This is a genomic window from Rothia sp. SD9660Na, assembly GCF_030064065.1.
Taxonomy (GTDB): Bacteria; Actinomycetota; Actinomycetes; order Actinomycetales; family Micrococcaceae; genus Rothia.
On the sequence record NZ_CP125946.1, the window covers coordinates 1068816 to 1092411 of the forward strand.

Genomic DNA, 23596 nt, shown 5'->3' on the forward strand with positions numbered 1-23596 from the left:
AGCTGCAGATAACCCAGTCGGTAGGATTGAGGTATGACCACCAAAATTAGTATCAGCTTAGCGGACGAAACGGTTGAGGCTCTCGACCGTTTTATCGCACAAAGGAAATTTGCTTCTCGGTCATCTGCCATTAAAGCAGCCATTGATCAGATGACATCCGTAGACCTCACTGATGAATACGCCAGAGCACATCGGGAATGGGCAGAGTCTGGTGAAGAAGATGTGTGGGGTCAGACTTCAGGAGACGGTCTTGTATGAGACGAGGTGACGTCTACTGGGTAGATTTTGAGCCTGCCCGAGGGAGTGAGCCCAACAAGAAAAGGCCTGCCATCATCGTGAGTAGGGATGAATCGAATACTTATGTAGCCCATCACGGTATCGGGACACTGACGGTTGTTCCATTGACCTCTAATACTAGATTTATTGCTTCGTTTCAGGTGCTCTTGGCCCAGGACGAAACCGGCCTATCTACCGACTCAAAAGCCCAAACAGAACTTATAAGAACAGTATCTGTGGATCGTATCGGCGACTATATAGGTACCTTATCGAGAAATAAAGTTTGGGAACTAGATGAGGCTTTGAAAGTTCATTTGAATCTGTAAGTGGTCAGCTCAGGGCAGAGGTGCTGGTATTTGAAAACAGGTAATGCATGTTTCTCGGAGGAACTTTAGTGACGATTTATCACATAGCTTTGCCCGAAGACTGGGAACAAGCGCAGAAACTTAAGGTGTGGGTTCATTCGACACGTGGAGTGAGTATCAACGAGCAGGGATTCTTGCACGCTTGCGCGGATATGGATCAGGTAAAGCGAGTTTCAGACTTCATCTATGGTGACAGGCCAGATATTCTCGTCCTTGAAATCGACCCCCGTGAATTAGAGCCTGCTGGGTTCACTGTTCGATGGGAACCAGCAGACCCTTCTGATCCTAGTTCCGAGTTGTTTCCGCATGTTTATGGAGGGCACCTACCCCTGTGCCTGTTCAAAGTTTTACATCGCAAGTAGGTAATACAAGCACATCCAAAGATTGTGATAGACGAAAGTGCGTCATATCGCTGAGCGTGCACCTGCCATGTGCACGGTGGGCGATATGACGCACTTTCGTCAGATAGGCAACGTAGCCTAATGCGAACTAAGGGTAAAAGGGTGATTCAGCATCAACCACTTAGGTCTATTTGAGGGTTATAGGCAGAAAAGTGTGTCCCCAACACCCCCACAACCCAACAACCACAAGACAACCAACCCCACACATTAGCCCCACAAGCTAACCTAAACCAAGTGAGCCCAAAAACCCCACATGCCTGATATGCAACCAACGAACCAAACGCAACGGCACCACCAGCGCAGGAACCACACGCTACCGCTGCACCCACTGCGGCGCCAGCAGAACCATCAAACGCCCCACCAGCACACGCAAACACCAACTAGCAGCCTTCATCACCTGGCTCACCAGTAAAAACACCCAGTAACACACCACCCTAGGAGCTGGACGAACCTTCCGCGCCAATACCGCCTGGTGCTGGAACATCACCCCACCAATCAAACAAACAGGCCAAATCCACCACGAAATCCAACTCGATGGCATCTACATCAGCGGCATGGTCTGCATCATCGCCTACAACCACAGCGTTGGTGTCATCGACTACCAATGGGCTAAAAATGAGAACACCGCAGCCTACCAAGCTTTACTCTCACGCATCCCAGCCCCAGATGTAGCCATCGTAGATGGCGGGGCTGGCTTTGCCAGCGCCGCCAAAACATGCTGGCCAGAAACACGGATCCAACGCTGCCTAGTGCACATTTATAGAAACACCAGAGCCCTGCTCACTAGCGCCCCACGCACTGAGGCTGGCAAGTCCTTATTAAAGATTTCTAGAGGGGACTGTCAGGAAAACGGTGTACCCCCCCCAACCCCAACAGGAGAAAATAACACCATGACAACAGAACACCAACTCGCCCAAAACCTCATCACCCAAGCCAAAGAACAAGGCCTAGACCTCAGCAGCGACACCCTACTCAAAACCCTCACCCAAGACATCATCCAAGCTGCCCTCGACGAAGAACTCACCGACCACCTCGGCTACCCCAAACACGCCGAAAACCCCAACCAGACAAGCCAAAACACCAGAAACGGCTACCGCACCAAAAGAATCCTCACCGACACCGTCGGCCCCATCGACATCAAAGTCCCCCGCGACCGCGACGGCTCCTTCGAACCGACCATCGTGCCCAAACGAGCCCGTCGACTCAAAAACGTCGATGAAATCATCCTCTCCCTGGCCGCCAAAGGACTCACCTACGGTGACATCGCAGCCCACTTCGAGCAAATCTATGGGGCCAGCATCAGTAAAGACACCATCAGCCGTATCACCACAACGGTCCTTGACCAGATGAATGAATGGGCCGCCAGGCCCCTAGAAACGGTCTACCTGGCTGTGTTTATCGATGCAATCTACCTGAAAGTCCGCGAAGGGCAGGTAAGCAACCGCCCCTTCTACGTGGCTATGGGAGTCAACGTCGAAGGCGCTAGGGATGTGTTAGGAATCTGGGCAGGCCCTGAAGGGGCAGGCGAATCAGCCAAATTCTGGCTACAGATCCTGACCGAGCTGAAGAACCGTGGCACCGCTGATATCTTCTACCTGGTCTGTGATGGGCTCACCGGCCTGCCTGAGGCCGTGAATGCGGTCTATGAACGCACGATTGTGCAAAACTGCGTCATTCACATGATCCGCAATTCCATGCATTACGCCCCCAGGCAGCACTGGGAGGCGATTTGCCGGGATTTGAAGCCGGTCTATCAGGCGGTGACCGAGCAGGCTGCGCAGGCGGCTTTGGAGGCCTTTGGGCAGAAGTGGGATGAGAAGTACCCGGCTATTAGTGCTTTGTGGTGGCGTCGCTGGGAGGAATTTATTCCTTTTTTGTCGTATGAGATGGAGGTTCGTCGGGTGTTGTATTCGACGAATGCGATTGAGTCTTTGAATGCTAGGTTGCGGCGTTCTGCCAGGTCGCGTGGGCATTTTGTGTCTGAGGAGTCAGCTTTGAAGTTTATGTATTTGACGGTTCGGTCTTTGGATCCTTCAGGTGCTGGTGCCCGGCGGTGGATGACTCGGTGGAAGCCGGCATTGAATGCTTTTGCTATTGTTTTTGGTGATCGGTTGCCGCAGGTGGCTGGTCGCTAGATTTGTTGTGGGTTTACACCGTTAATCTGACAGTCCCTTCTAGAGCCCTTCTACGAGTAACCAGCTTGGATGAAGCAGCGATCTGGTCAGCCTCTTTAGCGTCCTGGCACTCGCAGTATCAAGGCTTTATCAAGGAGAGAACCTGGTTATCTGATGGTTCTTGGCAGTACACCCATGAGCGTGTGCGTACTGCCTATAGGAGGCTTGAGCGTTTGGTGAAACAGGGTGTTGTGTTTACTTTTCTAGATTCAGACTTGCTCAGGGAGGGTTCTATTTCTCGTACCACGAATCACATAGAAGGCTATAACGCGAAAATTCGTGCCATGTTGCGCGAGCATCGTGGAATGCCGGTGGAGCATCAGTGGCGGGCTGTGGGGTGGCTTTTGTGGGTGGATGCGGCTTGGGGTGCCAGTGTTGATGAGGTGATTAGGTTGGAGCCGGTGCCGGTGGTTGCTCTTGCTGGTCGGAGGAAGGAGGCTGCTGTGGGGCGTTCTTTGGATGAGTTGCGGGGTGTGTTTGTTGTGGGTGAGGGTGTGGTGGTGCGGCGTGGTTGGGGTGGTCGTGGTGGGTGACGCGCCCGGGGTGGGACACACTTTTCTGCCTATAACCCCTATTTGAGGCGGCATGATGCTGTTAAGATAAAAACGTACCGGGCAAATCTGCCCGGTACGTTCAAAAATCAAATAGAGGAGGTTTAGAAGTGGTAACGACACTTCTGAACCTAGTTCTGATTCTAGCTGCGCTGGTAGCGATTGTCGATAGCCTTTTGAGCATCGTCGAGAAGCTTCTGAAGCTGCTAGATAACGAGGACTAGGAATATAGGGTGCAGAGGCCTCGGTCTCTGCACCGCCTCCTCTATTTGATAAACGCCCTCAACTCTTATTGAAAGGGTTGAGGGCGTTTCGTTAGGCGAAAGTAGTTGCTAGTTCTTGGGCACGGGCGGGCCCGCCAGCAGGAGCACCACGAAGAGCAGAACCACAAAGGCAAGCAACAGGGCGCTGGCCAGGGCGGGCTTGGCCAGGACCCAGGCCTGGGCTTTCTCGAACAGGCCGGACGGCGCCGCCCCACCAGGTGCCAGACGCCAGCCCCCGCGCAGTAGGCCCCGCTTATCGAGGAAAAGCTCAAAGGGAACCGTCGCAAAGGGAATCACCGACAGCAGCAGACCCGCGATGCCCACGGGAGCCTTCCACTGCTGGTTCACCCAGGTAAAGACAGTCACCACGCAGTAGCTCAGAAAAACAAACCCGTGAATACCACCGGCAATGGGCACAATATTGGTTACGCCGGTACCCCGCAGAATCAGGGCCGTAATGAGCAGAGCCCAGGTGATCATTTCAGCGGTGGCAAAAGTACGGAAGAGCGCCCGAGGGGTGGGCTTAGAATCTGGTCGCATGGTGTCCTAGGTGTTAGGGTGAGGGATTGCTTGTTTATAGACTCAGCACCACTTTACCGGTTCTCTTCTTCCTTGGCCCGGGCTAGTTCTAATAAGCTGTACTGGCCGATGAGCTAGGTACTGGCGTCGAAAACGATATCGCCGACTGCCCGTCTAGTTTCCAAAAATTCGGTGATGCCGTCTATAGCATTGTAGAAAAACAGTATGTCTCGACATCGTGACCTAGCCACAGGAAGGAAGAGAGCATGAACCGAACAGTTCGAGGTTGCCTGGGTATTGCGGCGGTTTCTACGACACTGGTGTGCCAGATAATAGCTCTGCTGTTTGTGGAAGTGCCCTCAGACCTTTTTCTGATGAGTACCGCTGCCGCTTTCTTCTTTCTGGTGCTCTCTACCTACCTTTTGTGGGAGTCAGAGAAGCCCTGGACGGTTGCTAGCGCCTTTTTCATGATGCTCTTTGTGGGTATGCGCTTTGATGCTGCCCCAGCCCTTAACCTCACAGCTGCCTTGGTGACAGGGTGCGCTGTCATGGCGGTATGGGGCCAGGCCACGGCTCTGCTTAAGCACAAAAACTCGAAAAAGTATAAGCAGTGACTAGTGACTTCCTTGGACTCCAAGGGCGTGAGAGAGTCAGTTTTTCTCTAACCGATAGACTTACCCCATGACCCACAAAATCTTTGACATGCCCGTTGCCGAGGTCTGGCCCCACTACCTGGTCAAGGTAGAACGCAAGGGGCAGGACACCGCCCTGGTTGAGACCGTCACCTGCTGGCTCACCGGCTACAGCCCCGCCGACCTGGCCCGCCACCTTGAGGGGCGGATATCCTTCCGCGACTTCTTCGCCTCAGCCCAGCTTAACCCCGCCGCGCACCTCATTACCGGCTCCATCTGCGGGTACAAGGTGCAGGAGATTGAAGACCCCCTTATGCAGCAGATTCGCTACCTCGACAAACTCGTTGACGAGGTAGCGAAGGGGCGTCCGCTCGAAAAAATCCTTCGAACCCTGCCCTAATCCAGCTGAACTGGCTTATGCCAGTGCTTCGCCCAGGGCCTTATCTACGATGGGCAGGGCCTGCTCGTACTCGGCAAAGGCAGTGGCGGTGTCCGAAATCTTACCCTCAGCATCAAACATCGCGCGGCCCAACTTGATATTCACCGCCGCGGGCACCAGCACCAGGCCGTAGTTCGGGCAGATTAGCTCGAACTGCGCAGCCGACTTGAGCCCCGCCCCAAAACCATAGGACACCACCGCAACCGGCTTGTCCTTCCACTCAGCAAACAGGTAGTCCATGGCATTCTTCAATACTGCCGGCAGACCACCGTTGTATTCAGGTAGGGCCACCACAAAACCGTCAAACCCAGAAACCAGCTCAGACCAGTCACGAGTGTGCTGGTGCTGGTAGGGAACCCCCGACTTGGGCGATGCAGGCTCGTCAAAGAGGGGCAGATTCTGCTCCGCCAAATCAATGATCTCGTAGGTGTGATTGCCCAGGGCAGCCAGATGCTCCTGCGCCCAGGCGCCCACCACTGGGCTAATACGGGTAGGGCGGGTAGAACCAAGAATAATACCGATGCGAGCCATCAAAACTCCTCAAACTAGATAGGACGGTCTACCCCAGTTTACGGCGCATAGGCCCGTTGAGGAGTAGTGGGCACCGTGTGGGCTACCATAGTGAGAAAGACCACCCACGAAAGGTCCCCATGATCACCATCGTCCTCTTCCATCACGCCGCGGGGCTGACGGACGGCGTCCGATCGCTCGCTGACCGCCTGGCTCAAGCCGGGCATTTAGTGACCACCCCGGACCTCTACAACGGGCACCGCTTTACCACGATCGAAGAAGGGATGGCCTTTTACCGGGAGCTCACCCACGAGCAGGTACTGGCCCGCGCGCAGGCTGCCGTAGCGGCACTCACTGGGCCCTTTGTGGTGGCCGGGGTATCTCTCGGGGCAATGGTCGCCCAGACCCTGGCTCAGACGGACGCCCGCGTCCAGGGCCTGCTTGCCCTTATAAAGGGCATGATAGTTCAAAAGAGGTCGTCGTGTGTTCCTGTTCGCAGGAAATAGGCGTGAGTTTTGCTTGTTCTCCAGATTAAAAGCCAGTCACCGGCATTTGCCACGTTAGATTCTTAGGTCATCAAACATGTCCTGGGCATTCTTAAATCTACTGGTACCCTCCTTTTCCATCGCAAGCGAATCAGAAATGGATTCCTGGGTTTCTGCGTTGGGTTGGGGGTATTCCAGTGTAAGCGGTATGCGCTGCTCGCGTATTGCTGCCCCATGACCGTGAAAAAGGCCTTCTTCCAGCCGTGCAGCAGGGAGGTTGTCATGGTGCTGACCGCACCTGCCCCCGGGGTTAAAGAAATTACCAGGCAGCGACGAGGGAAAGCCAAAGGGTAGGGGTCATAGCTCTTCATAGTAGCGAAAAACAAAGGTGCTGAGGGGCGGTGTTTTATAGCTGTTGTCAGCGGAGACCACAAGAAGAAACACCAGTGTTTCCACCGCAGACAGTTTATTCAGTTTGTGCGTCTAAAACCTGCCGGAACCATACCTTTTCAAAAGCGCTATGCTCCTTGCTCGCTAAGGCAATCTCACACCAGTTTCTGACCTCGGTGCGGTCAAGAATTTCAGCCTGACACAGTGCTGGTAGCAGGAATTCCCGAACGGTGTGAATCGGCAGGCGGATCTCATCGGCCTGCCGTAAGGAAAGCCCCTTCGCGCTTGGTCCCAGGAAAACCGCCCTCACCATGTGGCGACACTCCAACGGGTTCTGCACTAGCACGTCATACACCCACCCCAGGTGGAAACGACCAGTGAAGAAAACGAAGCCAGCCTCGCGCGAAGCGGGTAGAGATACGTCATAACGCCCATCAAACCACTCGGCGGCTCGGAGAATAGCTGCCCTCCTGTCATAGTTTTTTGGAGCCTTGACGTAGAGCCCGCTCCATGCCTCAAAAACCTGAGCCAGGGCGCCCGGAAAAAGCTCAGGTATCGACTCCCTAATGAACCGATGAGACAAAGGCACCTGCCGCAGCAAAGAATCCACATCAGGGAACACAACAACATCAGCTGCGTGACGGTGCTCCTCAGTGAGCGGGCCGTACCACTGCTGGGACATTTCTCCCGGCGCACCCCTCAACACGACTTGAGCCAATGGCTTGAGCGGGGCCAACACCTGCATGCGTTCTTCAGGTTCTACACTCTGAAGATGGTTCACTAGGTTTTCCGCTTGACCCCGGGTGAGAAAATCTAGGAGCTCAGACATGAGCCCAGTCTACCCATAGCCGACCCTAGAATAGATAAACATGAACACCCACCAGCAGCGCCGCGTCCTCTGGGCCCTGGCCCTCACCCAGGTCTTTGGAACCATCGGCGTAGGAGCAGCCCCCTCCATTGGCGTGCTCCTGGCCAGCGAGGTCACCCAGAACGAGGCACTAGCTGGAATCGCCCGCACCGCCTCCACCTTCGGGGCCGCCCTCTTCGGCATACCCCTAGCCAACCTTGCAGCCCGCACCAGCCGCCGCACCGCCCTCACCACCGGCTGGGCCACCGCCACCCTCGGCGCCACCCTGCTGGCCTTCGCCGCCTCCACCGCAAGCATCACCCTGGTAACCCTCGGCCTACTTCTCATGGGAGCAGGCTCCGCCGCCGCCCTCCAAGCCCGCTTCGCGGCAACCGACCATGCCACCGACGCCAACCGCGGCTCAGCCCTCAGCTTCATCGTCTGGGTTGGCACTATCGGCTCTGTGCTCGGCCCCAACATTGGCGCCCCGGCTGCCGCGCTCGCGCCATCCCTGGGCATCAACCTCTACAGTGCAGCCTTTGCTCTGGCGGCTATCGCTATGGCCGCCGCGACCCTGCTGGTCTTCACCCTCTTGCCAGGCAATAAAAAGGACGCCGCACACAGCTTGTCTACCGCGGGGCAGGGGGAACAGGCGTCCGCCCCAAAGAAGCCCACCCTGGGTGCAAAAATCGGGGCCTTCATCCGCGAAATTGCGGGCAACAGGCAGGCCCGCTTCGCGGCCATTAGCCTGCTGGGGGCGCACATGGTAATGGTTTCAGTGATGACCATGACCCCGGTGCACATGAACCATCAGGGCTCAGGCATCGAAATCATCGGCCTGACCATCAGCCTGCACGTGCTGGGCATGTACGGGCTGTCTCCCCTGATGGGGCTGGGCGCAGACCGGCTGGGGGAGCGCACCATGATTCTGCTCGGCACTGCCCTGTTGACTCTGGCTGTAGCGTTAGGCGCCCTTGCCCCTCACAGCACACCTGCCATGGTGGCTAGCCTGATCCTGCTGGGTGTGGGCTGGTCGGCAACCTTCGTGGCGGCGTCCTCCCTGTTTGCGGCGTCCTTGCCGACTGAAAGCCGCACCCGGGCAGCAGGTGGCCTGGATTCGCTCACCAATCTGGGGGCTGCAACCGCTGCCCTGGCCTCGGGTTTCATTATGGCGGCAACCTCTTTCCCGGCGCTCGCCTGTATCGCAGCCCTGGCGCTGCTGCCCTCACTGGTGCTAGCCCGGCCAGCTTCTGTGCGCGCGTAAAGACCTTAACGGGTCAAGAGCCGGTGCAGCTTGCGCACTGCTACGCGCCCAGCCCGGTTAGCCCCTACCGTCGATTGGCTGGGGCCGTAACCGATGAGGTGCAGGCGGGGCTGGGCGGCTACCTGGGTACCGTCCATCTGGATGGCGCCCAGCTCGTTGCGCAGATGCAGCGGGTCAAGGTGGGCGAGCGCCGGTTTAAACCCGGTAGCCCACAGGATAGCGTCAAGGTCGGTGTGGCTGCCGTCGGCCTCAATCACGCCGGTTGCGTCGATACTGCTGAACATGGGGCGGCGGTTCAGGGCGCCGCGGGCTTTGGCGGCCCGGGCGTAGGGCGTCCACCCCAGACCTGTGTAGCTGACGACCGAACCGGTGGGGATCCCGGCCTCAGCGTCGGCGGTAACGCGGGCTACCACATCGCGCCCGTATTCGGTATTGAACTCGGCGTCGCGGAAGACCGGTTCGCGTCGGGTGTACCAGAAGGTGGTGGCAACCCGCGAGATTTCCTCCAGCTGCTGCACCGCTGAGATACCGCCGCCAACAATCGCGATCCGCTGGCCGGTGAAGTCCTCAAGCCTCACGTAATCGCGGGTGTGCAGCTGCCGCCCCTGAAAGGACGCCTGCCCCGGGTAGGCGGGCAAGATGGGGTTATTCCAGGTGCCGGTGGCATTGACGATTGCTGCTGCCTGCCAGGTGCCGTTGGTGGTGGCGAGTTCAAAGGGTAGGTCGGGGTTGCCAGTCTTGGTAACGCCAAGGACGGCGACCGGCCGGGCGATGGCCAGCTGTTGGGTTGCCTCGAAGTCGGCGAAGTAGGAGGGGATGGCCCGTTTGCTGGGTTGGGTTAGCTCCACCTGGGGCCGGGGAAAGTCAGGGAGGTCGAAGATGTTGTTGACGGTGGCCATGGTCAGGGAGTCCCAGCGGTGGCGCCAGGCACCACCGGGACCTTCAGCAGCATCAAAGACGACGTAGGTGAGCGGGGCTGTGGGCTGGGTCAGGGCATTGGCGTAGCCACGCTGGGCTAGGTGGTAGCCGGCCGAGAGGCCAGCCTGCCCGCCGCCGATGACGATGACGGTGGCCTGGCGAATCATACTTTCCATGGGCATCCTTAGGAAGTGGGAGCGGAGCGTGTAGCGGCAGCGCGGAGCTGCTCGGCAAGGGTGCTGGCCTGGATGGTTGTGGTCCAGCGGGTTAAGGGCCGCATTGCGGCACTGAGCGGACGGCGCAGCAACCGCAGAGAGCGGGGCAGGTTTGCCTCGGGCGCGCGGAGCCAGCTGCTGGTTACCTGAGCGAGGGTCCCTGAATCCTGGGGGAGCAGGGTAACCTCAATGAGCTGTGTGTTGAACCGCCGCTGCTGGGGGAAACCTAACTCATAGGTTACCCGGTAGTCAGCCGAGGTGTGGGTGAGCTGGGTCTGCCGGGTTGTTCCTAGCTGCGTGCCGCCCGCACTAGATACCCCGGCCTGCTCCTTTATCACTGAATCGCCTATGCTCTCAGCACTGAGGTTGAGGTTTTCGCGAACCTGCTCGGAGCTTACCCCGCAACGCTCAAGGGCTTCTGTGATGACGCCGGTGGGTTCGCTCAAGAGCGCTAGGGCAAGAGCCTGCGGGGTGATGGCCTGCTGCAGGAGTTTCTGGGCTCGGTCAGTGAAGTCGAAACCGGCGAGGTTGGGCAGGGGCTGGCGCGCAGGCACCTCCTGCATGCCCAAGGTGGCAAGGAGGGATGATTCGAGAGAAGCCAGTGCCTGCTGGGCTTTCTCTTCGGTGACCCCGCGGCTACGCAGGGCTGCCCCTGTTGTACCCGCATCGAGGGTGAGGGCTATGAAGAGGTCTTGGGTGTCGATGAGGGCTGCCCCGCGGGCTGCTGCGGCGGTACGGGCTGCGGTCATTATGGCTAGGTAGTCGGCCCATTTCGAAGCGGTGCTCATGGTAGCTAGGGCGCCTTTCTGCGCGGTAGGGGAATGGTGGGGTCGATGCGTTTGGCATATTTCTTGTGAACGGCCTGTCTGCTCACCCCTAGACAGTCGGCTATAGCTTGCCAACTCATACCGGTGCGCAGGGCTGCTTCGACCTGCTGGTGTTCAAGATTGTCGGTTAGCGAGCGCAGGGCAGCAATGGCGAGAAGGCCCCGCCGGGGGTCTGTGGTATCTGCTGCCTGCTGGGTGGTTTGGGGGAGCTCCATGGTGTCAACTTTAGTTGCTAAATGAGAAAGGTGTCAACCATGGTTAACATCTTTCTTAGGGTGAGACACAGCTCGGTGCAACGCAGCGCCTGCCGTACGACATAACAATCACGTAGCACCAGAAAGAAATCCGCTATGGCCCAGCTTGCCCCGCAGCCCTCCATCACCCTACGTTTTCTCGCAGCACCCACCGACGTCATCATCGCAGGCTCAGCCGGGGTGTACGGTGGACGCGTGCTTGAATGGATCGACAATGCCGCCTACGCCTGTGCCGCCGCCTGGTACGCACCGACGCGCGGTCCATGGGCGTGATGGCGCACCTGCGCGCCGGCAACCCGAAGGAACGCCACGACTAGCTACCCCTAGCTATCCATGCCTCTATGACCTACATGGCAACCAATCTTGACGGCCAGCCCCTACCGGCCCGCCCCTTCACGCCCACTACCGATGAAGATAAGGCCCTTCACGCCCACGTGGCCCGCCTGCGAGCCCTGCGCGCTGAATACGAGCCCATGCCCCTGGTAGCACCCCAGCAGGCAACCGTTAAGATGACCGCCTAAACCACAAAGGGGCCCCGCACCGTGACGGTGCGGGGCCCCTTGTTGTTGTGGGGGTTAGTCGGGGTTTATTCGATGCCGCAGTTGACGGCGTCCAGGCCCAGGCCGAACACAACCTCGTTCAGGGCAGACTCAAAGGTAGCTGCATCAGAGGCATTGACAGCATCGATAGCGGTGGTCAGCGAAGCCCGCATCTCTTCGGTAGGAGCATTGTCGCGAAGTTTGGTCAGCGAGGCCAAGTAACCATCTAAGGTGGTGGCATCCTGCTGGATATCATCAGAGGCAACCAGGAACTCATCGAGAGCAACACAGTAGGGGGAGGCAGGGTCAAGGGCAGCGGTGGTTTCGGTATCTGATGCTACTGAGGAGGCATCGTCGGCGGCCTCTGAGGCTTCCTCGCTGACCTCTTCGGTAGCCAGAGCGCTCGCGGATGACGAGCTTGCAGTGGCAGCCGATGACTCGTAGGCAGCTGCGGACTTGGCAACCTCGTTGAGCCCAGCAAGCATGAGAATCGCGAAGATTATGCCACTGATCAGGCTGATGAAGCCCACGACGATACCGGCAATGGCCAGGCCTCGGCCCTTCTCGCCGGTGCGCTTAATCTGGTTGAGGGCAACAAAGCCAAGCACGATACCGACGATGTTCACCAGGAAACCAAAAACGAGGCTGAGAATTGCCAGCGTATTGGTCTTCTCTGTCTGGGGTGCCTGCTGCTGGTAGGGGTCGGTGTTGTAGTTGGGTGCGGGGTAGGAGGAAGGCGTCTGTTCGCTCATGTCAATCTACTCGTTTCAGGTGTATGGTGTGGGCAGGGTCTGGGTGCCCTACTCCCAGCATTTTATCAGCGGACTGATAGAGAAGCCGGGAGTGCGGCCCCCTAGCGCCACTCGTTGGCCCGGTATCTCACTCTGTGGACGCACCGCCCCACCTAGACCCCTTACCGCCCGTGAGATACTAGAGGGGTGCCCACAACTAGTACCCACTACCTCACCCAGCTCGTGCCCCTCGACTCACTGAGCGCAGGCGCGGCAAGTGCCCTTGACCGGCTTATCCTCGCAGACGCCGCCTCTGCATCCGGCCCCGCTGGCGCTATTGCCGGTGACATACTCGTCCTTGATGATCCCACCGGCGCCCTAACTTTCTGGGCCCTAGCGCACACCGCTCCCGGCAACCACCGGGTGATCAGCCGCCAACGCTCCTACGCAGACGCCCTGACCCTGCACCGCACTCTCACAGAAAATGCTACGGGCGCCGCCGCCCACCTTACCCTGGCCGGGCTAGATGCCCAGGGGCAGGTAACACCAGACACCTTTAGCCTCTACCGTGCCCTAACCCACCACGACTTTAAGGGCAGTCTGGTGTTGGGCCACCTACCCAAGAGTCACGCCGCGCTCGCCGACCTCGCCCATGATTTAGCGCGGTATCAGGCTGAGCAGGGGAGTGAGACCACCCTGATTCTGGGCGGCAATACCAAGCATATGAGCACCAGCTTCAACCAGACTCTGGGCCGCAGTTTCGGGCAGGTGCGAGGCCTGCGAGGTAAGGGCAAGCACCGCTGCCTACTCGCTACAGCGCCGTCTCCGGCATCTGAGCCCCCTCGCCCCGCCGGGCCCCTACATGCTGTCGGCGGTGTCTTCTCCGGTGGCAAGCCTGACCGGGGTGGGCAGCTGCTGGCCGCGAGCGTCCTTACCGACCTGGACAACCAGGTGCCCGACAGTCCGCTCACACTGGTTGATCTGGGGTGCGGCAACGGGTCGGTGACCCTCGAGGTCTTAGAGCACCTGCCTGCCGGGGTAGAGGTTGCCCAGGTTTGGGCCACCGACCTTGACGTGGACGCCGCCCGTTCGGCTGTCCTTAACCTGGGGCAGGACGCCCGGATGCAGGTGAGCTGGGACAACGCCGGTTCCCGCCTGCCGCAGGGCTCAGCCGACATCGTGATGCTCAACCCGCCTTTCCACACCGGAACCACAGTTGATCTGAGCCTGGTGGGCCCCCTGCTCGATGCGTCCTTGCGCCTGTTAGCCCCCGGTGGGCAGCTCTACCTGGTGCATAACTCGCACGCCCGCTATCGCCAACAGGTCGAAGAGCGCTTCGAACAGGTACGGCAACTAGAACGCACCCCCACCTTCACCGTTCTTACAGCCCGTGCACCCCTGACTGAGGAGAACTAATGACCATCAAAATTATTGCTATCGGCAAGAAACACGAAAAGTGGGTCAAAGACGGCATCGACCGCTACGAAACCCGCCTGCGCAAGCCTTGGGATATTACTTGGCAGTACCTGCCCCACTCGTCCCTGGCAGAAGAAGCCGCCCGGGCTGAGGAGTCCCGCCGCATTCTTGAAAAGGTCGATCGTGATGACTACCTGGTGCTGCTCGATGAGCGCGGTAAGATGCTGAGCTCTCCAGCCCTAGCTCGCCTGCTGGAAGCCCAGTTGGGTTTTAGGAAGGTAGTGCTGGTGATTGGCGGGGCCTACGGGGTGGACGATTCGGTGCGGGCCCGCGCCAATACCATCTGGAGTCTCTCGGACCTGGTCTTCCCCCACCAGCTGGTACGCCTGATTATTACTGAGCAGATTTACCGGGCCGGTGAAATCTCCGCTGGCCGCCCCTATCACCACGTGTAGGCTGAAAGAAGATTTTAGAGAGAAAGGATGCCCCCGGTGAGTTTTCCTGAAGGATTTTTGTGGGGTGGCGCAACGGCCGCCAACCAGATTGAGGGTGCCTATGCTGAAGGTGGTAAGGGGCTGAGCGTGCAGGACGTGCTGGCGCGGGGGCTTGCGTCCGCCCCCACAGCCCAGCCGACCCCCGATAATCTCAAGCTTGAGGGCATCGACTTCTACCATCGCTATGCAGACGATATCGCCCTCTTTGCTGAACTTGGCTTTAAGGTCTTCCGCCTTTCCTTTGCCTGGTCAAGGATTTTCCCGCGCGGGGACGAGGCTGAGCCCAACCCCGAGGGTCTGGCCTTCTATGACCGGGTTATTGACGAGTTGCTGCGCCACGGGATTGAGCCGCTGGTGACCCTCAGCCACTACGAGACCCCTTTGCATCTGGCCCGTGAATACGGTGGGTGGGCTAACCGGCAGGTGGTTGATTTCTTTGAGCGGTACGCTCGCACCGTGATGACCCATTTTGCAGGCCGAGTGCGTTACTGGATTACCTTCAATGAAATTAACTCCGTGCTGCACTTTCCTTTCTTCTCGGGGCTTGAAGGAACGCCTGATGAGATTGGGCCGCAGCGCCTTTATCAGGCGGTGCACCACGAACTGGTTGCCTCAGCCCGTGCCACCCGCCTGGCCCACGAGATTGATAGGCAGAATCGGGTGGGTTGCATGATTCTGGCTGTTCCCCGCTACCCGCTAACACCCGACCCGGCAGATGTGCTGGCTGCCCAGGTAGCCTCGCGCGATGACTATGTTTTTGGCGACGTACACTGCCGCGGCACCTACCCCGGCTACTTTCTCCGTAAGCTCAGGGAACTGGGGGTGCAGCTTGAGATTACCGAGCAGGACCGCCGCGACCTGCTGCATACGGTTGATTTTGTCTCCTTCTCCTACTACATGTCGGTGTGCGAAACTGCGGGGGCCGCAGATACCGGTGAGGGCAACATCATCGGGGGAGTGCCCAACCCTACCCTAGAAGCTTCTGAGTGGGGTTGGCAGATTGACCCGGTGGGTCTGCGTCTGGTGCTTAACGACTTCTGGGATCGCTGGGGCAAGCCCCTCTTCATCGTCGAAAATGGCCTGGGCGCCAAGGACCAGCTGGTGGAAGGTGGGCCGGACGGACTCACGGTTGAGGATGACTACCGGATTAGCTACCTGCGCGAGCACCTGCTCCAGGTGGAGCAGGCCCTGGCGGACGGCGTTAACCTGCTGGGCTACACCATGTGGGGGTGCATTGACCTGATATCAATGTCAACCGCCCAGATGTCTAAGCGCTACGGGGTGATTTATGTAGACCGGAATGACGACGGCTCAGGCACCATGGCACGCTACCGCAAGAAGTCCTTTGACTGGTACCAGCAGGTGATTGCCACCAATGGCCGCTCCCTGCATAACCCGCTCTCATCTGAGCACCTTATTTCTTAAGACAGCCTTGCCTCATCTGCCCAGCAGGTGAGGCAAAGCCTTCTTCTGAAACTTTCACAGGTTGCTCATAGGTTGGATAAAACTCCCGCGCATACCTGCTCCCTAGGCTAAGACTCAAGAGAAAAACCTAAGGAGTCCAACCCTATGCAAACACGTACCCGCGGCAAGCTTGTAGCCCACCTGGCAGGTGCCAGCCTAGTAGCCACCTCTACCCTGGGGGCTGCCGCAGTAGCAGTAGAAACCTATGGAGACCTGCAGAGTACTGAAACGGCCACTGCCAACAGCCCCGTAACTGAGCAGACCTCACCCAGTGCAACAGAGACCAGCACCGGTACCAGCTCAAGCACCACCGGTTCAACCTCCCACACCACCAGTAGCGGCTCCTAGTCGTGCTGGCAGAGAACTGGCAGGTCTGGACGTCCCCGGCCCAGCTTCTGGTTGATAGCTCCGATGAGGCAGACCTGGCTGCAGCATATGGCGTAACTGGCGCCACAAGCAGGTGCTGCGGGGATAGGATGAAAGAGGTCATAGACGACCAAACCTCGCTACCAGCTCAGCCAGGTGGCGGGGGAGACCTCTTATCGAAACAGGTGATGACTCCCATGAAGGCAGCCCGCTTTTACGACAACAAAGACATCCGCATCGAAGACATCGACGAACCCACCGCAGGCGCTGGTGAAGTCCTCATCAAGGTAGCCTGGTGCGGCATCTGCGGCACTGACCTTCACGAATACCTCGACGGCCCCATTTTCTGCCCCACCCACAGCACCCCGCACCCCATTTCCGGCGAAACCGCCCCCGTCACTATGGGCCACGAATTCTCCGGTGTCGTAGAAGCTCTCGGTGAAGGCGTCACCGACCTAGAGGTGGGCGACCATGTCGTCGTTGAACCTTACATTGTGCGCGACGATGTAGAAACCGGCCCTGGCAACAAGGACTACCATCTCTCCAAGGATATGAACTTTATCGGACTTGCCGGACGCGGCGGCGGCCTTGCCGAAAAGATCGCCGTTAAGCGCCGTTGGGTCCACAAAATCTCCAAAGACATCCCCCTCGACGAAGCAGCCCTCATCGAACCCCTCACCGTGGGCTACCACGCCGTTGAACGAGCCGGGGGAGTCAAGGACGGGGACGTCGCCCTTGTCGGCGGCGCGGGCCCCATCGGCCTGCTTACCGCAGCCGTCCTCAAAGCCCAGGGCGCAACCGTCATCATGAGCGAACTCTCCAGCCTGCGCCGTCAGAAGGCCCTTGACGCAGGAGTCGCCGACTACGCCCTCTCACCGGCCAAGGTAGACGTCGTTGAAGAAGTCAAAAAACTCACCGACGGCCGCGGCGCCGACGTCGCCTTCGAATGCACCTCGGTCAACGTCGTGCTCGATACCCTCTTCGACGCTATCAAACCCCAGGGCGTTATCGTGGTGGTTTCCATCTGGGGTAAGCCCGCCCAGCTCGACATGCAAAAACTCGTCCTCAAGGAAGTCGACCTGCGCGGCACTATCGCCTACGTCAACAACCACCCCGACACCATCAAGCTGGTCGAATCAGGCAAAATCAACCTCAAGCCCTTCATCACCGGCAAAATCGCCCTCGAAAACCTCATCGACGAAGGCTTCGACACCCTCATCAACCGCAACGAAACCGCCGTCAAAATCCTGGTCACCACCGACCCTGAGCGACTAGAGAACGCTCACTAGTCCACAACCACCAGGACGCCGCACCCCGGGCGGGCACCCTCACACCAGAGAGTGCCCGCCCCCACTACATCCCCCAACCTCTCATCAAGACTTTTAGCCACAAACTGTCGCCCACCGGCGCGTAGCATTACCCTAAGAGTCTGTGAAGACGCTATATTTTTATGTATGGCAAAGAAAAAAGTTACCGTAGTATCCGCGCTTGCGGCGACCGCCCTGCTCGCAGGCTGCGCGCAAACCATCGTACCCGGCATGGGCATCGAAGCAACTGACGGCTGGGGCGGCCGCGACGATATCACCATCGAGGTAACTGCCGAACACAACGGCGCAGAGGTTCCCGCAACCATCACCGTCTACCAAGACCAGATGAACTTCGACGGCAACCAGGCTGAATTCGAAGGCAAAGCCTTCTACAAGCTCACCTACGACAACCTCGCAGACCTCTCAGACTCACAGATTCGTGTCTCCGTCACCGCCGAAGACCCCGAAGCTGAAGTCTTCTGCGCCATCAAGGGCACCGGCTACGCCCTCGAAGAAGGCGACCACGTCAACCACGCCAACGAGGCAGACGGCACCGGCAGCGCCACCTGCGTCCTCAACATCGACTAAAACCCAACCACACACCACACACAGGTGGGCACCAAAGGCGGTGCCCACCTCATTTCTTTAAGAACCGCTGATCACGAACGAACCTCCGCTGGTGTCACACCATGCACCAACCACCCAAATATGAAAAACTAAGGCTATGACCACAGGGGCACATGAAATCCGCACCATCGTCGCAGAAGCAGCCGACGAAGCCGTCAACATCGGCTACCGCATCGGCGACAGCATCCACTCCTACCGCGAACGCCAAGCACAAAAACACGGCCTAGAACCCGTCATCGTACCCAGCGTCGGCTACGGCACCCAAGAATGGGTGCGCATCCTCGGCCGCGCACTCTACAAAACCGACCTCTTCGAAGAATTCTTCGACTCCGTCGAAAAAGGCGACCCCACCATCGAACCCGTGCGCGGCTGGCGCTCCTTCACCTCCGTCGCCATCTCCCACGCCCCCATCGACATCCACATCAACGGCCAACACCACCGCGTCCACGCCGACCGCGGAGGAGTCGTAGACGTCAAACTCAACATCACCCTAGAACCCGGCACCCACCAAGTCACCATCACCACCCCCGGCAGCCAACCCGCCATCACCAGCGTCTACATCGTCCCCGAAGACCAAACCATCGGAATCATCTGCGACGTTGACGACACCGTCATGAACACCGCCCTACCCCGGCCCTTCGTCGCAGCCTGGAACAGCTTCGTCCTCAACGAACACGCCCGCTCCGCCACCCCCGGCATGGCCGTCATGATGGACCGCCTCCACCGAGCCCACCCCACCGCCCCCTTCATGTACCTCTCCACCGGCGCCTGGAACGTCACCCCCACCCTCCGCCGCTTCCTCCACCGCAACGGCTACCCCAAAGGCACCTTCCTCCTCACCGACTGGGGCCCCACCCCCGATCGCTGGTTCCGCTCCGGCTCCCAACACAAAGTCAACACCCTCAAACGCCTCGCCACCGAATTCCCCCATATCCGTTGGATCCTCATCGGCGACGACGGCCAACGCGACCCCGAAATCTACAACGGATTTGCCGTCCGCTACCCCCACAACGTTGAAGCTATCCTCATTCGCAACCTCACCTTCGGCGAATCCGTGCTCTCATCAGGCCGTGTCTGGGGTGATAACCGCGCTCGCGATATCACTAAGGGCGATCTTTGGCTTGAAGGCAACGACGGCACCGCCCTCTACGAGCAGCTCAAGGAACGCGGGCTCGTCTAAATAGTCGCGCTTAAACACCTTAAGGGGCACCCTTGTCAAGCTTGGCAGGGTGCCCCTTTCGCACGACACACCCCGGTAAAAAACCTTAAAAAATCGCCCCACACGGCCCCTAAGACTCAAGGCTCAATTTAGGGTTGAAAGCCCCAGCCCTGATATCTCGCGGGACGTCCGGTCTTAAGCCCCAGGGGTATAGACAGGCCCGCGGGTTTAAGGTCACACGCCACCCTCAACCCCGCCTCAAGTAGCCCTTAATGTGGATAACTTCTTTAAAGCCCGCAAACGCGCCGAAGGGCTGTGGATAGATACCGATTTTAAAAAATTTCGTAACAGACCACACTATGTAGGGTTAGGTGCGCTCCCCAAACACTAGATGTAGTATTAAATCTCGGTTCGGGCGACAAGAGAAAAACCGCCGCCCAACCCCACACCGGCTCGAAAAGAGCCCCCTATGCCAGAAACCTCCCGCCCCGCGCGGGACACCAAGGAGATACCCCAATGACCGTTACGGTGTACACCAAGCCTGCCTGCGTCCAGTGCAACATGACCTACCGCGCTCTCGACAAGCTCGGCGTCCAGTACAACACCGTTGACATTACCGAGGACCCCGCAGCCCTCGAACTCATCAAGGACATGGGCTACCTGCAGGCCCCCGTCGTCATCGCCGGTGAAGACCACTGGTCAGGCTTCCAGCCCGACAAGATCAACGCCCTGGCCAGCGCAGCAGCCTAACCGCTGACCCCTGCCCGGGAGCACCCGCCGCCCACCGGCGTACGCACCCGGGCCTTTTCTTACCCGCGCCACGCGCACACACCCACCACGACTAGATCCAGGCACCAGCCCCCATGGACACTACAGATACCACCGGCCAGCCCACCATCGTCTACTTTTCATCGGTCTCAGAGAACACCCACAAGTTCGTGCAGAAGACCGGAATAAAAAACATACGGCTACCGCTGAAGACCAGTGAAGACCCACCACAGGTCACCGGGCCCTACGTGCTGTGTGTCCCCAGCTACGGGCGACCCGGGGGAGCGGGCTCCATACCGCCCCAGGCCGTGAAGTTCCTCAACAACCCCCACAACCGGGAACTCCTGCAAGGAGTCATCGGCGCGGGAAACACCAACTTCGGTGACCTCTTCTGCGTAGCAGCAGACAAAGTCGCCGCCAAATGCCACGTGCCCGTACTCTACAAATTTGAGCTCATGGGTACCGAAGAAGATGTAGAAACCGTTCAAGAAGGATTGGAAAAATTTTGGATTCAAAACTCCCTGTACCCGGCCTCAGCGTAGAACCCGGTCACGAGGATCCGAGCACCCCCGAGAAATACCGTGGCATGGGGTATCACGAGCTGAACGCCCTTCTGAACCTCTACGATGAGAACGGCCAGATTCAGTTCGAAGCAGACCGTCAGGCAGCCCGCCAGTACTTCTTGCAGCACGTCAACAACAACACCGTCTTCTTCCATGACCTGGAAGAGAAGATTGACTACCTGGTCAAGCACCAGTATTACGAGCCCGAGGTTTTTGATAAGTACTCCTTCGATTTCGTCAAGTCCCTCTCCAAGCTGGCCTATTCTAAGAAGTTCCGTTTCCCCACCTTCCTGGGCGCCTTCAAGTTCTACACCTCCTACGCCCTGAAGACCTTCGACGGCCAGCGCTACCTTGAACGCTTCGAGGACCGCGTGGTCATGGTCGCCCTGCTGCTGGCAGAAGGCGACGAGGCTCTGGCAACCAAGATTGTTGAAGAGGTCATCTCCGGCCGCTTCCAGCCTGCCACCCCCACCTTCCTCAACGCCGGCAAGAAGCAGCGCGGCGAACTGGTCTCCTGCTTCCTGCTGCGCATCGAAGACAACATGGAGTCCATCGGCCGCTCCATCAACTCAGCCCTGCAGCTGTCCAAGCGCGGCGGCGGCGTAGCCTTCGCCCTGACCAACCTGCGCGAAGCCGGAGCCCCCATCAAGAAGATCGAGAACCAGTCCTCAGGCGTCATCCCCGTGATGAAGCTGCTGGAAGACTCCTTCTCCTACGCCAACCAGCTCGGTGCCCGCCAGGGTGCAGGCGCAGTTTACCTGCACGCCCACCACCCCGACATTTACTCCTTCCTCGATACCAAGCGCGAGAACGCCGACGAGAAGATCCGCATTAAGACCCTCTCACTGGGCGTTGTGATTCCCGATATCACCTTCGAACTGGCCAAGAAGAACGAGGACATGTACCTCTTCTCACCCTACGACGTTGAGCGTATCTACGGTGTACCCTTCTCAGACATCAACGTCACCGAGAAGTACTACGAGATGGTCGACGATGCCCGCATCAAGAAGACCAAGATCAACGCCCGCGAGTTCTTCCAGACCCTGGCTGAGATTCAGTTCGAGTCTGGCTACCCCTACGTCATGTTCGAAGACACCGTCAACAAGGCCAACCCCATTGACGGCAAGATCATCATGTCTAACCTCTGCTCTGAGATCCTGCAGGTTTCAGAGCCCTCCGTCTACAACGCTGACCTGGGCTACGAGACCATTGGTAAGGACATCTCCTGCAACCTGGGTTCCCTGAACATCGCCTTGGCCATGGACGGCGGCGACCTGGGTCAGACCGTCGGCACCGCCATCCGCGCTCTGACTGCCGTATCTGACCAGTCTGATATCGCCTCGGTTCCTTCCATCGAGCGCGGTAACTCCATGAGCCACGCTGTGGGCCTGGGGCAGATGAACCTGCACGGCTACCTTGCCCGTGAGCACGTCTACTACGGTTCTGAAGAAGCTCTGGACTTCACCAACATGTACTTCTACACCGTTACCTACCACGCGATTCGCGCCTCTATGGAAATTGCCTGCAAACGCAAGGAGACCTTCGTAGGCTTTGAGAAGTCTAAATACGCCTCGGGGGAGTACTTCGAGAAGTACATCAACGGCACCTGGGACTTTGAGACCGAACGCGCCCGCGAGCTGTTTGCCGGTCACACCGTGCCCACCGCCGAAGACTGGAAGCAGCTGGCTGCCGATGTTGCTGAGCACGGTATGTACAACCAGAACCTGCAGGCTGTTCCGCCGACCGGTTCTATCTCCTACATCAACGGCTCTACCTCGTCGATTCACCCCATTGCTTCGAAGATTGAGATTCGTAAGGAAGGCAAGCTGGGGCGTGTCTACTACCCGGCTCCCTACATGGATAACGAGAATCTGGACTACTACCAGGACTCCTACGAGATTGGCTACGAGAAGATTATCGACACCTACGCCGTTGCCACCCAGCACGTCGACCAGGGCCTGTCGCTGACCCTCTTCTTCAAGGACACCGCCACCACCCGCGACGTCAACAAGGCCCAGATTTACGCCTGGCGTAAGGGTATCAAGACCATCTACTACTCACGTATTCGTCAGATGGCTCTTGAGGGTACCGAGGTTGAGGGCTGCGTCAGCTGCATGCTCTAAGGCCTGAGGCGGGGTAGGGTGTTGCGCTGATAAGGCGCGGACGCCCGCCCCGGCTGGGCGGGCCCGTCATCTTGTGTTGGGGTGGCGGGCTTTCTTTATCTCGGTATATAATCTATATAACTGATAAGTTAAACTGATTATTTTAGGCTGGTGCCCTTGGAAAATTTTTCATATGAGCAGGCAGGTACCTTAAGGTATTCGGTGTTTAGAATGCATCGACGACTGAGGAACGAGACCGACTCGCACTCGCCCCTCTCATTTGCAGAGGAAACCGTGCTCGCCCAGCTCCAGGCTGCCCCGCGGCAAACCGGTGCTGAACTGGCCCGCTTTCAGCGCATGACCCCGCAGTCCATGAACAAAATCGTGGCCTCACTCCTGCGCCGAGGCTATATCGCATCGGGTAAAAACCTGCACGACAAGCGCCGCAAGGAGCTCTACCTGACAGACCAGGGGAGTGCCACCATTGACTCCATCATCAGCCGCCGCGACCGCTGGATTGTAGAACGAGCCGACGAGATACTCACCGCGGACGAGGCCGCGCAGCTTGCTGCGGCCCTGCCGCTACTACGCCGCCTCGTCGATAGGGAAACCAAAGCAGAACGCCAAGCCGCCCTACAAGAGGAAGCGGGTACAGGCGTCCGCCCCTGAGATATTAAGCAAACCGAGCCGCTGGTGCGAAAACCGCCCAACGGTGAAAGAATAGAATCAA

General features: G+C 58.4%; 30 protein-coding genes and 1 pseudogene. 24 read left to right on the plus strand and 7 right to left on the minus strand.

The genetic code is table 11. The annotated features are described in order from the left end of the window. Positions 1-33: 33 nt before the first annotated feature. The 7 genes and pseudogenes from QM007_RS05155 (at position 34) to QM007_RS05170 (ending at position 3749) form a co-directional block, all read left to right on the plus strand. A complete protein-coding gene (locus QM007_RS05155) occupies positions 34-258 on the plus strand; it encodes a ribbon-helix-helix domain-containing protein (protein ID WP_237206551.1) in 225 nt (74 codons plus the stop codon). After that, positions 255-602: a type II toxin-antitoxin system PemK/MazF family toxin gene (locus QM007_RS05160; RefSeq protein ID WP_185174621.1), complete on the plus strand. Its 348-nt coding sequence runs from the start codon at positions 255-257 to the stop codon at positions 600-602. Before QM007_RS05155 ends, QM007_RS05160 begins: the two co-directional genes overlap by 4 nt. Before the next feature lie 47 nt (positions 603-649). Beyond that, complete coding sequence (locus QM007_RS11110; protein ID WP_502949081.1) at positions 650-1003, plus strand: DUF952 domain-containing protein; 354 nt, start codon at positions 650-652, stop codon at positions 1001-1003. 299 nt (positions 1004-1302) lie between these two features. Then, the gene (locus QM007_RS11115) at positions 1303-1467 is read left to right on the plus strand and encodes a transposase-like zinc-binding domain-containing protein (protein WP_502949096.1); all 165 of its coding nucleotides are present in this window, start codon (positions 1303-1305) and stop codon (positions 1465-1467) included. A 129-nt stretch (positions 1468-1596) separates the two neighbouring features. Beyond that, positions 1597-1818: pseudogene (locus QM007_RS11120) on the plus strand (transposase); the annotation flags it as partial. A gap of 114 nt (positions 1819-1932) precedes the next feature. After that, the gene (locus tag QM007_RS05165; RefSeq protein WP_283489550.1) at positions 1933-3177 is read left to right on the plus strand and encodes an IS256 family transposase; all 1245 of its coding nucleotides are present in this window, start codon (positions 1933-1935) and stop codon (positions 3175-3177) included. Positions 3178-3242: 65 nt separating this feature from the next. Then, positions 3243-3749 (plus strand): hypothetical protein, encoded by a 507-nt coding sequence (locus tag QM007_RS05170; RefSeq protein WP_283490846.1) that lies wholly within the window; start codon positions 3243-3245, stop codon positions 3747-3749. A gap of 350 nt (positions 3750-4099) precedes the next feature. Here the strand turns inward: QM007_RS05170 and QM007_RS05175 are convergent, their stop codons facing one another. Next, entirely contained in the window at positions 4100-4570 is a 471-nt protein-coding gene (locus QM007_RS05175) for a DUF3817 domain-containing protein (protein ID WP_283490847.1), read from the minus strand. 245 nt (positions 4571-4815) lie between these two features. Here QM007_RS05175 and QM007_RS05180 point away from each other — a divergent pair, with 245 nt between their 5' ends. Further along, on the plus strand, positions 4816-5163 hold the full coding sequence (locus QM007_RS05180) for a hypothetical protein (RefSeq protein ID WP_283490848.1): 348 nt from the start codon (positions 4816-4818) through the stop codon (positions 5161-5163). Between the two features lie 67 nt (positions 5164-5230). Continuing rightward, a complete protein-coding gene (locus QM007_RS05185; RefSeq protein WP_283490849.1) occupies positions 5231-5581 on the plus strand; it encodes a DUF2200 domain-containing protein in 351 nt (116 codons plus the stop codon). Positions 5582-5596: 15 nt separating this feature from the next. Here QM007_RS05185 and QM007_RS05190 read toward each other — a convergent pair whose 3' ends face one another. Beyond that, positions 5597-6151, minus strand: a complete 555-nt coding sequence (locus tag QM007_RS05190) for an NADPH-dependent FMN reductase (protein ID WP_283490850.1) — start codon at positions 6149-6151, stop codon at positions 5597-5599. A gap of 77 nt (positions 6152-6228) precedes the next feature. On the opposite strand from QM007_RS05190, the gene QM007_RS05195 reads away from it, so the two are divergent. Beyond that, a complete protein-coding gene (locus QM007_RS05195) occupies positions 6229-6636 on the plus strand; it encodes a dienelactone hydrolase family protein (RefSeq protein ID WP_283490851.1) in 408 nt (135 codons plus the stop codon). Positions 6637-7081: 445 nt separating this feature from the next. Here the strand turns inward: QM007_RS05195 and QM007_RS05200 are convergent, their stop codons facing one another. Beyond that, on the minus strand, positions 7082-7834 hold the full coding sequence (locus QM007_RS05200) for a hypothetical protein (RefSeq protein ID WP_283490852.1): 753 nt from the start codon (positions 7832-7834) through the stop codon (positions 7082-7084). Between the two features lie 40 nt (positions 7835-7874). Between QM007_RS05200 and QM007_RS05205 the strand changes: the two genes are divergently transcribed. Continuing rightward, the gene (locus QM007_RS05205; RefSeq protein WP_283490853.1) at positions 7875-9116 is read left to right on the plus strand and encodes an MFS transporter; all 1242 of its coding nucleotides are present in this window, start codon (positions 7875-7877) and stop codon (positions 9114-9116) included. A gap of 5 nt (positions 9117-9121) precedes the next feature. Here QM007_RS05205 and QM007_RS05210 read toward each other — a convergent pair whose 3' ends face one another. The 3 genes from QM007_RS05210 to QM007_RS05220 are packed head-to-tail and all read right to left on the minus strand — an operon-like array spanning position 9122 to position 11291. Then, entirely contained in the window at positions 9122-10210 is a 1089-nt protein-coding gene (locus tag QM007_RS05210; RefSeq protein WP_349361502.1) for an NAD(P)-binding domain-containing protein, read from the minus strand. A gap of 8 nt (positions 10211-10218) precedes the next feature. After that, a complete protein-coding gene (locus tag QM007_RS05215; protein WP_283490855.1) occupies positions 10219-11037 on the minus strand; it encodes a Clp protease N-terminal domain-containing protein in 819 nt (272 codons plus the stop codon). A gap of 5 nt (positions 11038-11042) precedes the next feature. After that, positions 11043-11291: a helix-turn-helix domain-containing protein gene (locus QM007_RS05220; protein WP_135013811.1), complete on the minus strand. Its 249-nt coding sequence runs from the start codon at positions 11289-11291 to the stop codon at positions 11043-11045. Between the two features lie 135 nt (positions 11292-11426). On the opposite strand from QM007_RS05220, the gene QM007_RS05225 reads away from it, so the two are divergent. Continuing rightward, positions 11427-11603, plus strand: coding sequence for a hypothetical protein (locus tag QM007_RS05225; protein WP_283490856.1), 177 nt, complete (start codon positions 11427-11429; stop codon positions 11601-11603). A gap of 68 nt (positions 11604-11671) precedes the next feature. After that, positions 11672-11851: a hypothetical protein gene (locus QM007_RS05230; RefSeq protein WP_283490857.1), complete on the plus strand. Its 180-nt coding sequence runs from the start codon at positions 11672-11674 to the stop codon at positions 11849-11851. A gap of 65 nt (positions 11852-11916) precedes the next feature. Here QM007_RS05230 and QM007_RS05235 read toward each other — a convergent pair whose 3' ends face one another. After that, entirely contained in the window at positions 11917-12621 is a 705-nt protein-coding gene (locus tag QM007_RS05235) for a DUF4190 domain-containing protein (protein WP_283490858.1), read from the minus strand. A 186-nt stretch (positions 12622-12807) separates the two neighbouring features. On the opposite strand from QM007_RS05235, the gene QM007_RS05240 reads away from it, so the two are divergent. The 11 genes from QM007_RS05240 to QM007_RS05290 all read left to right on the plus strand — a co-directional run bounded on the left by QM007_RS05240 (position 12808) and on the right by QM007_RS05290 (position 23535). Then, positions 12808-14016: a class I SAM-dependent methyltransferase gene (locus QM007_RS05240; RefSeq protein ID WP_283490859.1), complete on the plus strand. Its 1209-nt coding sequence runs from the start codon at positions 12808-12810 to the stop codon at positions 14014-14016. After that, positions 14016-14471: a 23S rRNA (pseudouridine(1915)-N(3))-methyltransferase RlmH gene (locus tag QM007_RS05245; protein ID WP_283490860.1), complete on the plus strand. Its 456-nt coding sequence runs from the start codon at positions 14016-14018 to the stop codon at positions 14469-14471. Before QM007_RS05240 ends, QM007_RS05245 begins: the two co-directional genes overlap by 1 nt. A 27-nt stretch (positions 14472-14498) precedes the next feature. Continuing rightward, positions 14499-15935, plus strand: coding sequence for a glycoside hydrolase family 1 protein (locus tag QM007_RS05250; RefSeq protein WP_283490861.1), 1437 nt, complete (start codon positions 14499-14501; stop codon positions 15933-15935). A 144-nt stretch (positions 15936-16079) separates the two neighbouring features. Then, on the plus strand, positions 16080-16322 hold the full coding sequence (locus QM007_RS05255) for a hypothetical protein (protein ID WP_283490862.1): 243 nt from the start codon (positions 16080-16082) through the stop codon (positions 16320-16322). Positions 16323-16537: 215 nt separating this feature from the next. Continuing rightward, positions 16538-17629, plus strand: a complete 1092-nt coding sequence (locus QM007_RS05260; RefSeq protein ID WP_283491006.1) for a 2,3-butanediol dehydrogenase — start codon at positions 16538-16540, stop codon at positions 17627-17629. A gap of 165 nt (positions 17630-17794) precedes the next feature. Further along, positions 17795-18235 carry a hypothetical protein gene (locus QM007_RS05265; protein WP_283490863.1) on the plus strand — a complete coding sequence of 147 codons (441 nt, stop codon included), beginning with the start codon at positions 17795-17797 and terminating at the stop codon, positions 18233-18235. A 136-nt stretch (positions 18236-18371) separates the two neighbouring features. Then, complete coding sequence (locus QM007_RS05270; RefSeq protein ID WP_283490864.1) at positions 18372-19454, plus strand: App1 family protein phosphatidate phosphatase; 1083 nt, start codon at positions 18372-18374, stop codon at positions 19452-19454. A 495-nt stretch (positions 19455-19949) separates the two neighbouring features. Next, a complete protein-coding gene (gene nrdH, locus QM007_RS05275; RefSeq protein WP_283490865.1) occupies positions 19950-20183 on the plus strand; it encodes a glutaredoxin-like protein NrdH in 234 nt (77 codons plus the stop codon). Between the two features lie 113 nt (positions 20184-20296). Continuing rightward, positions 20297-20743, plus strand: coding sequence for a class Ib ribonucleoside-diphosphate reductase assembly flavoprotein NrdI (gene nrdI, locus QM007_RS05280; protein ID WP_185174643.1), 447 nt, complete (start codon positions 20297-20299; stop codon positions 20741-20743). After that, on the plus strand, positions 20707-22887 hold the full coding sequence (nrdE, locus tag QM007_RS05285) for a class 1b ribonucleoside-diphosphate reductase subunit alpha (protein WP_502949082.1): 2181 nt from the start codon (positions 20707-20709) through the stop codon (positions 22885-22887). The genes nrdI and nrdE overlap by 37 nt, the downstream gene beginning before the upstream one ends. A 210-nt stretch (positions 22888-23097) precedes the next feature. After that, complete coding sequence (locus QM007_RS05290) at positions 23098-23535, plus strand: MarR family winged helix-turn-helix transcriptional regulator (RefSeq protein WP_283490867.1); 438 nt, start codon at positions 23098-23100, stop codon at positions 23533-23535. The last annotated feature ends 61 nt before the right edge of the window (positions 23536-23596 follow it).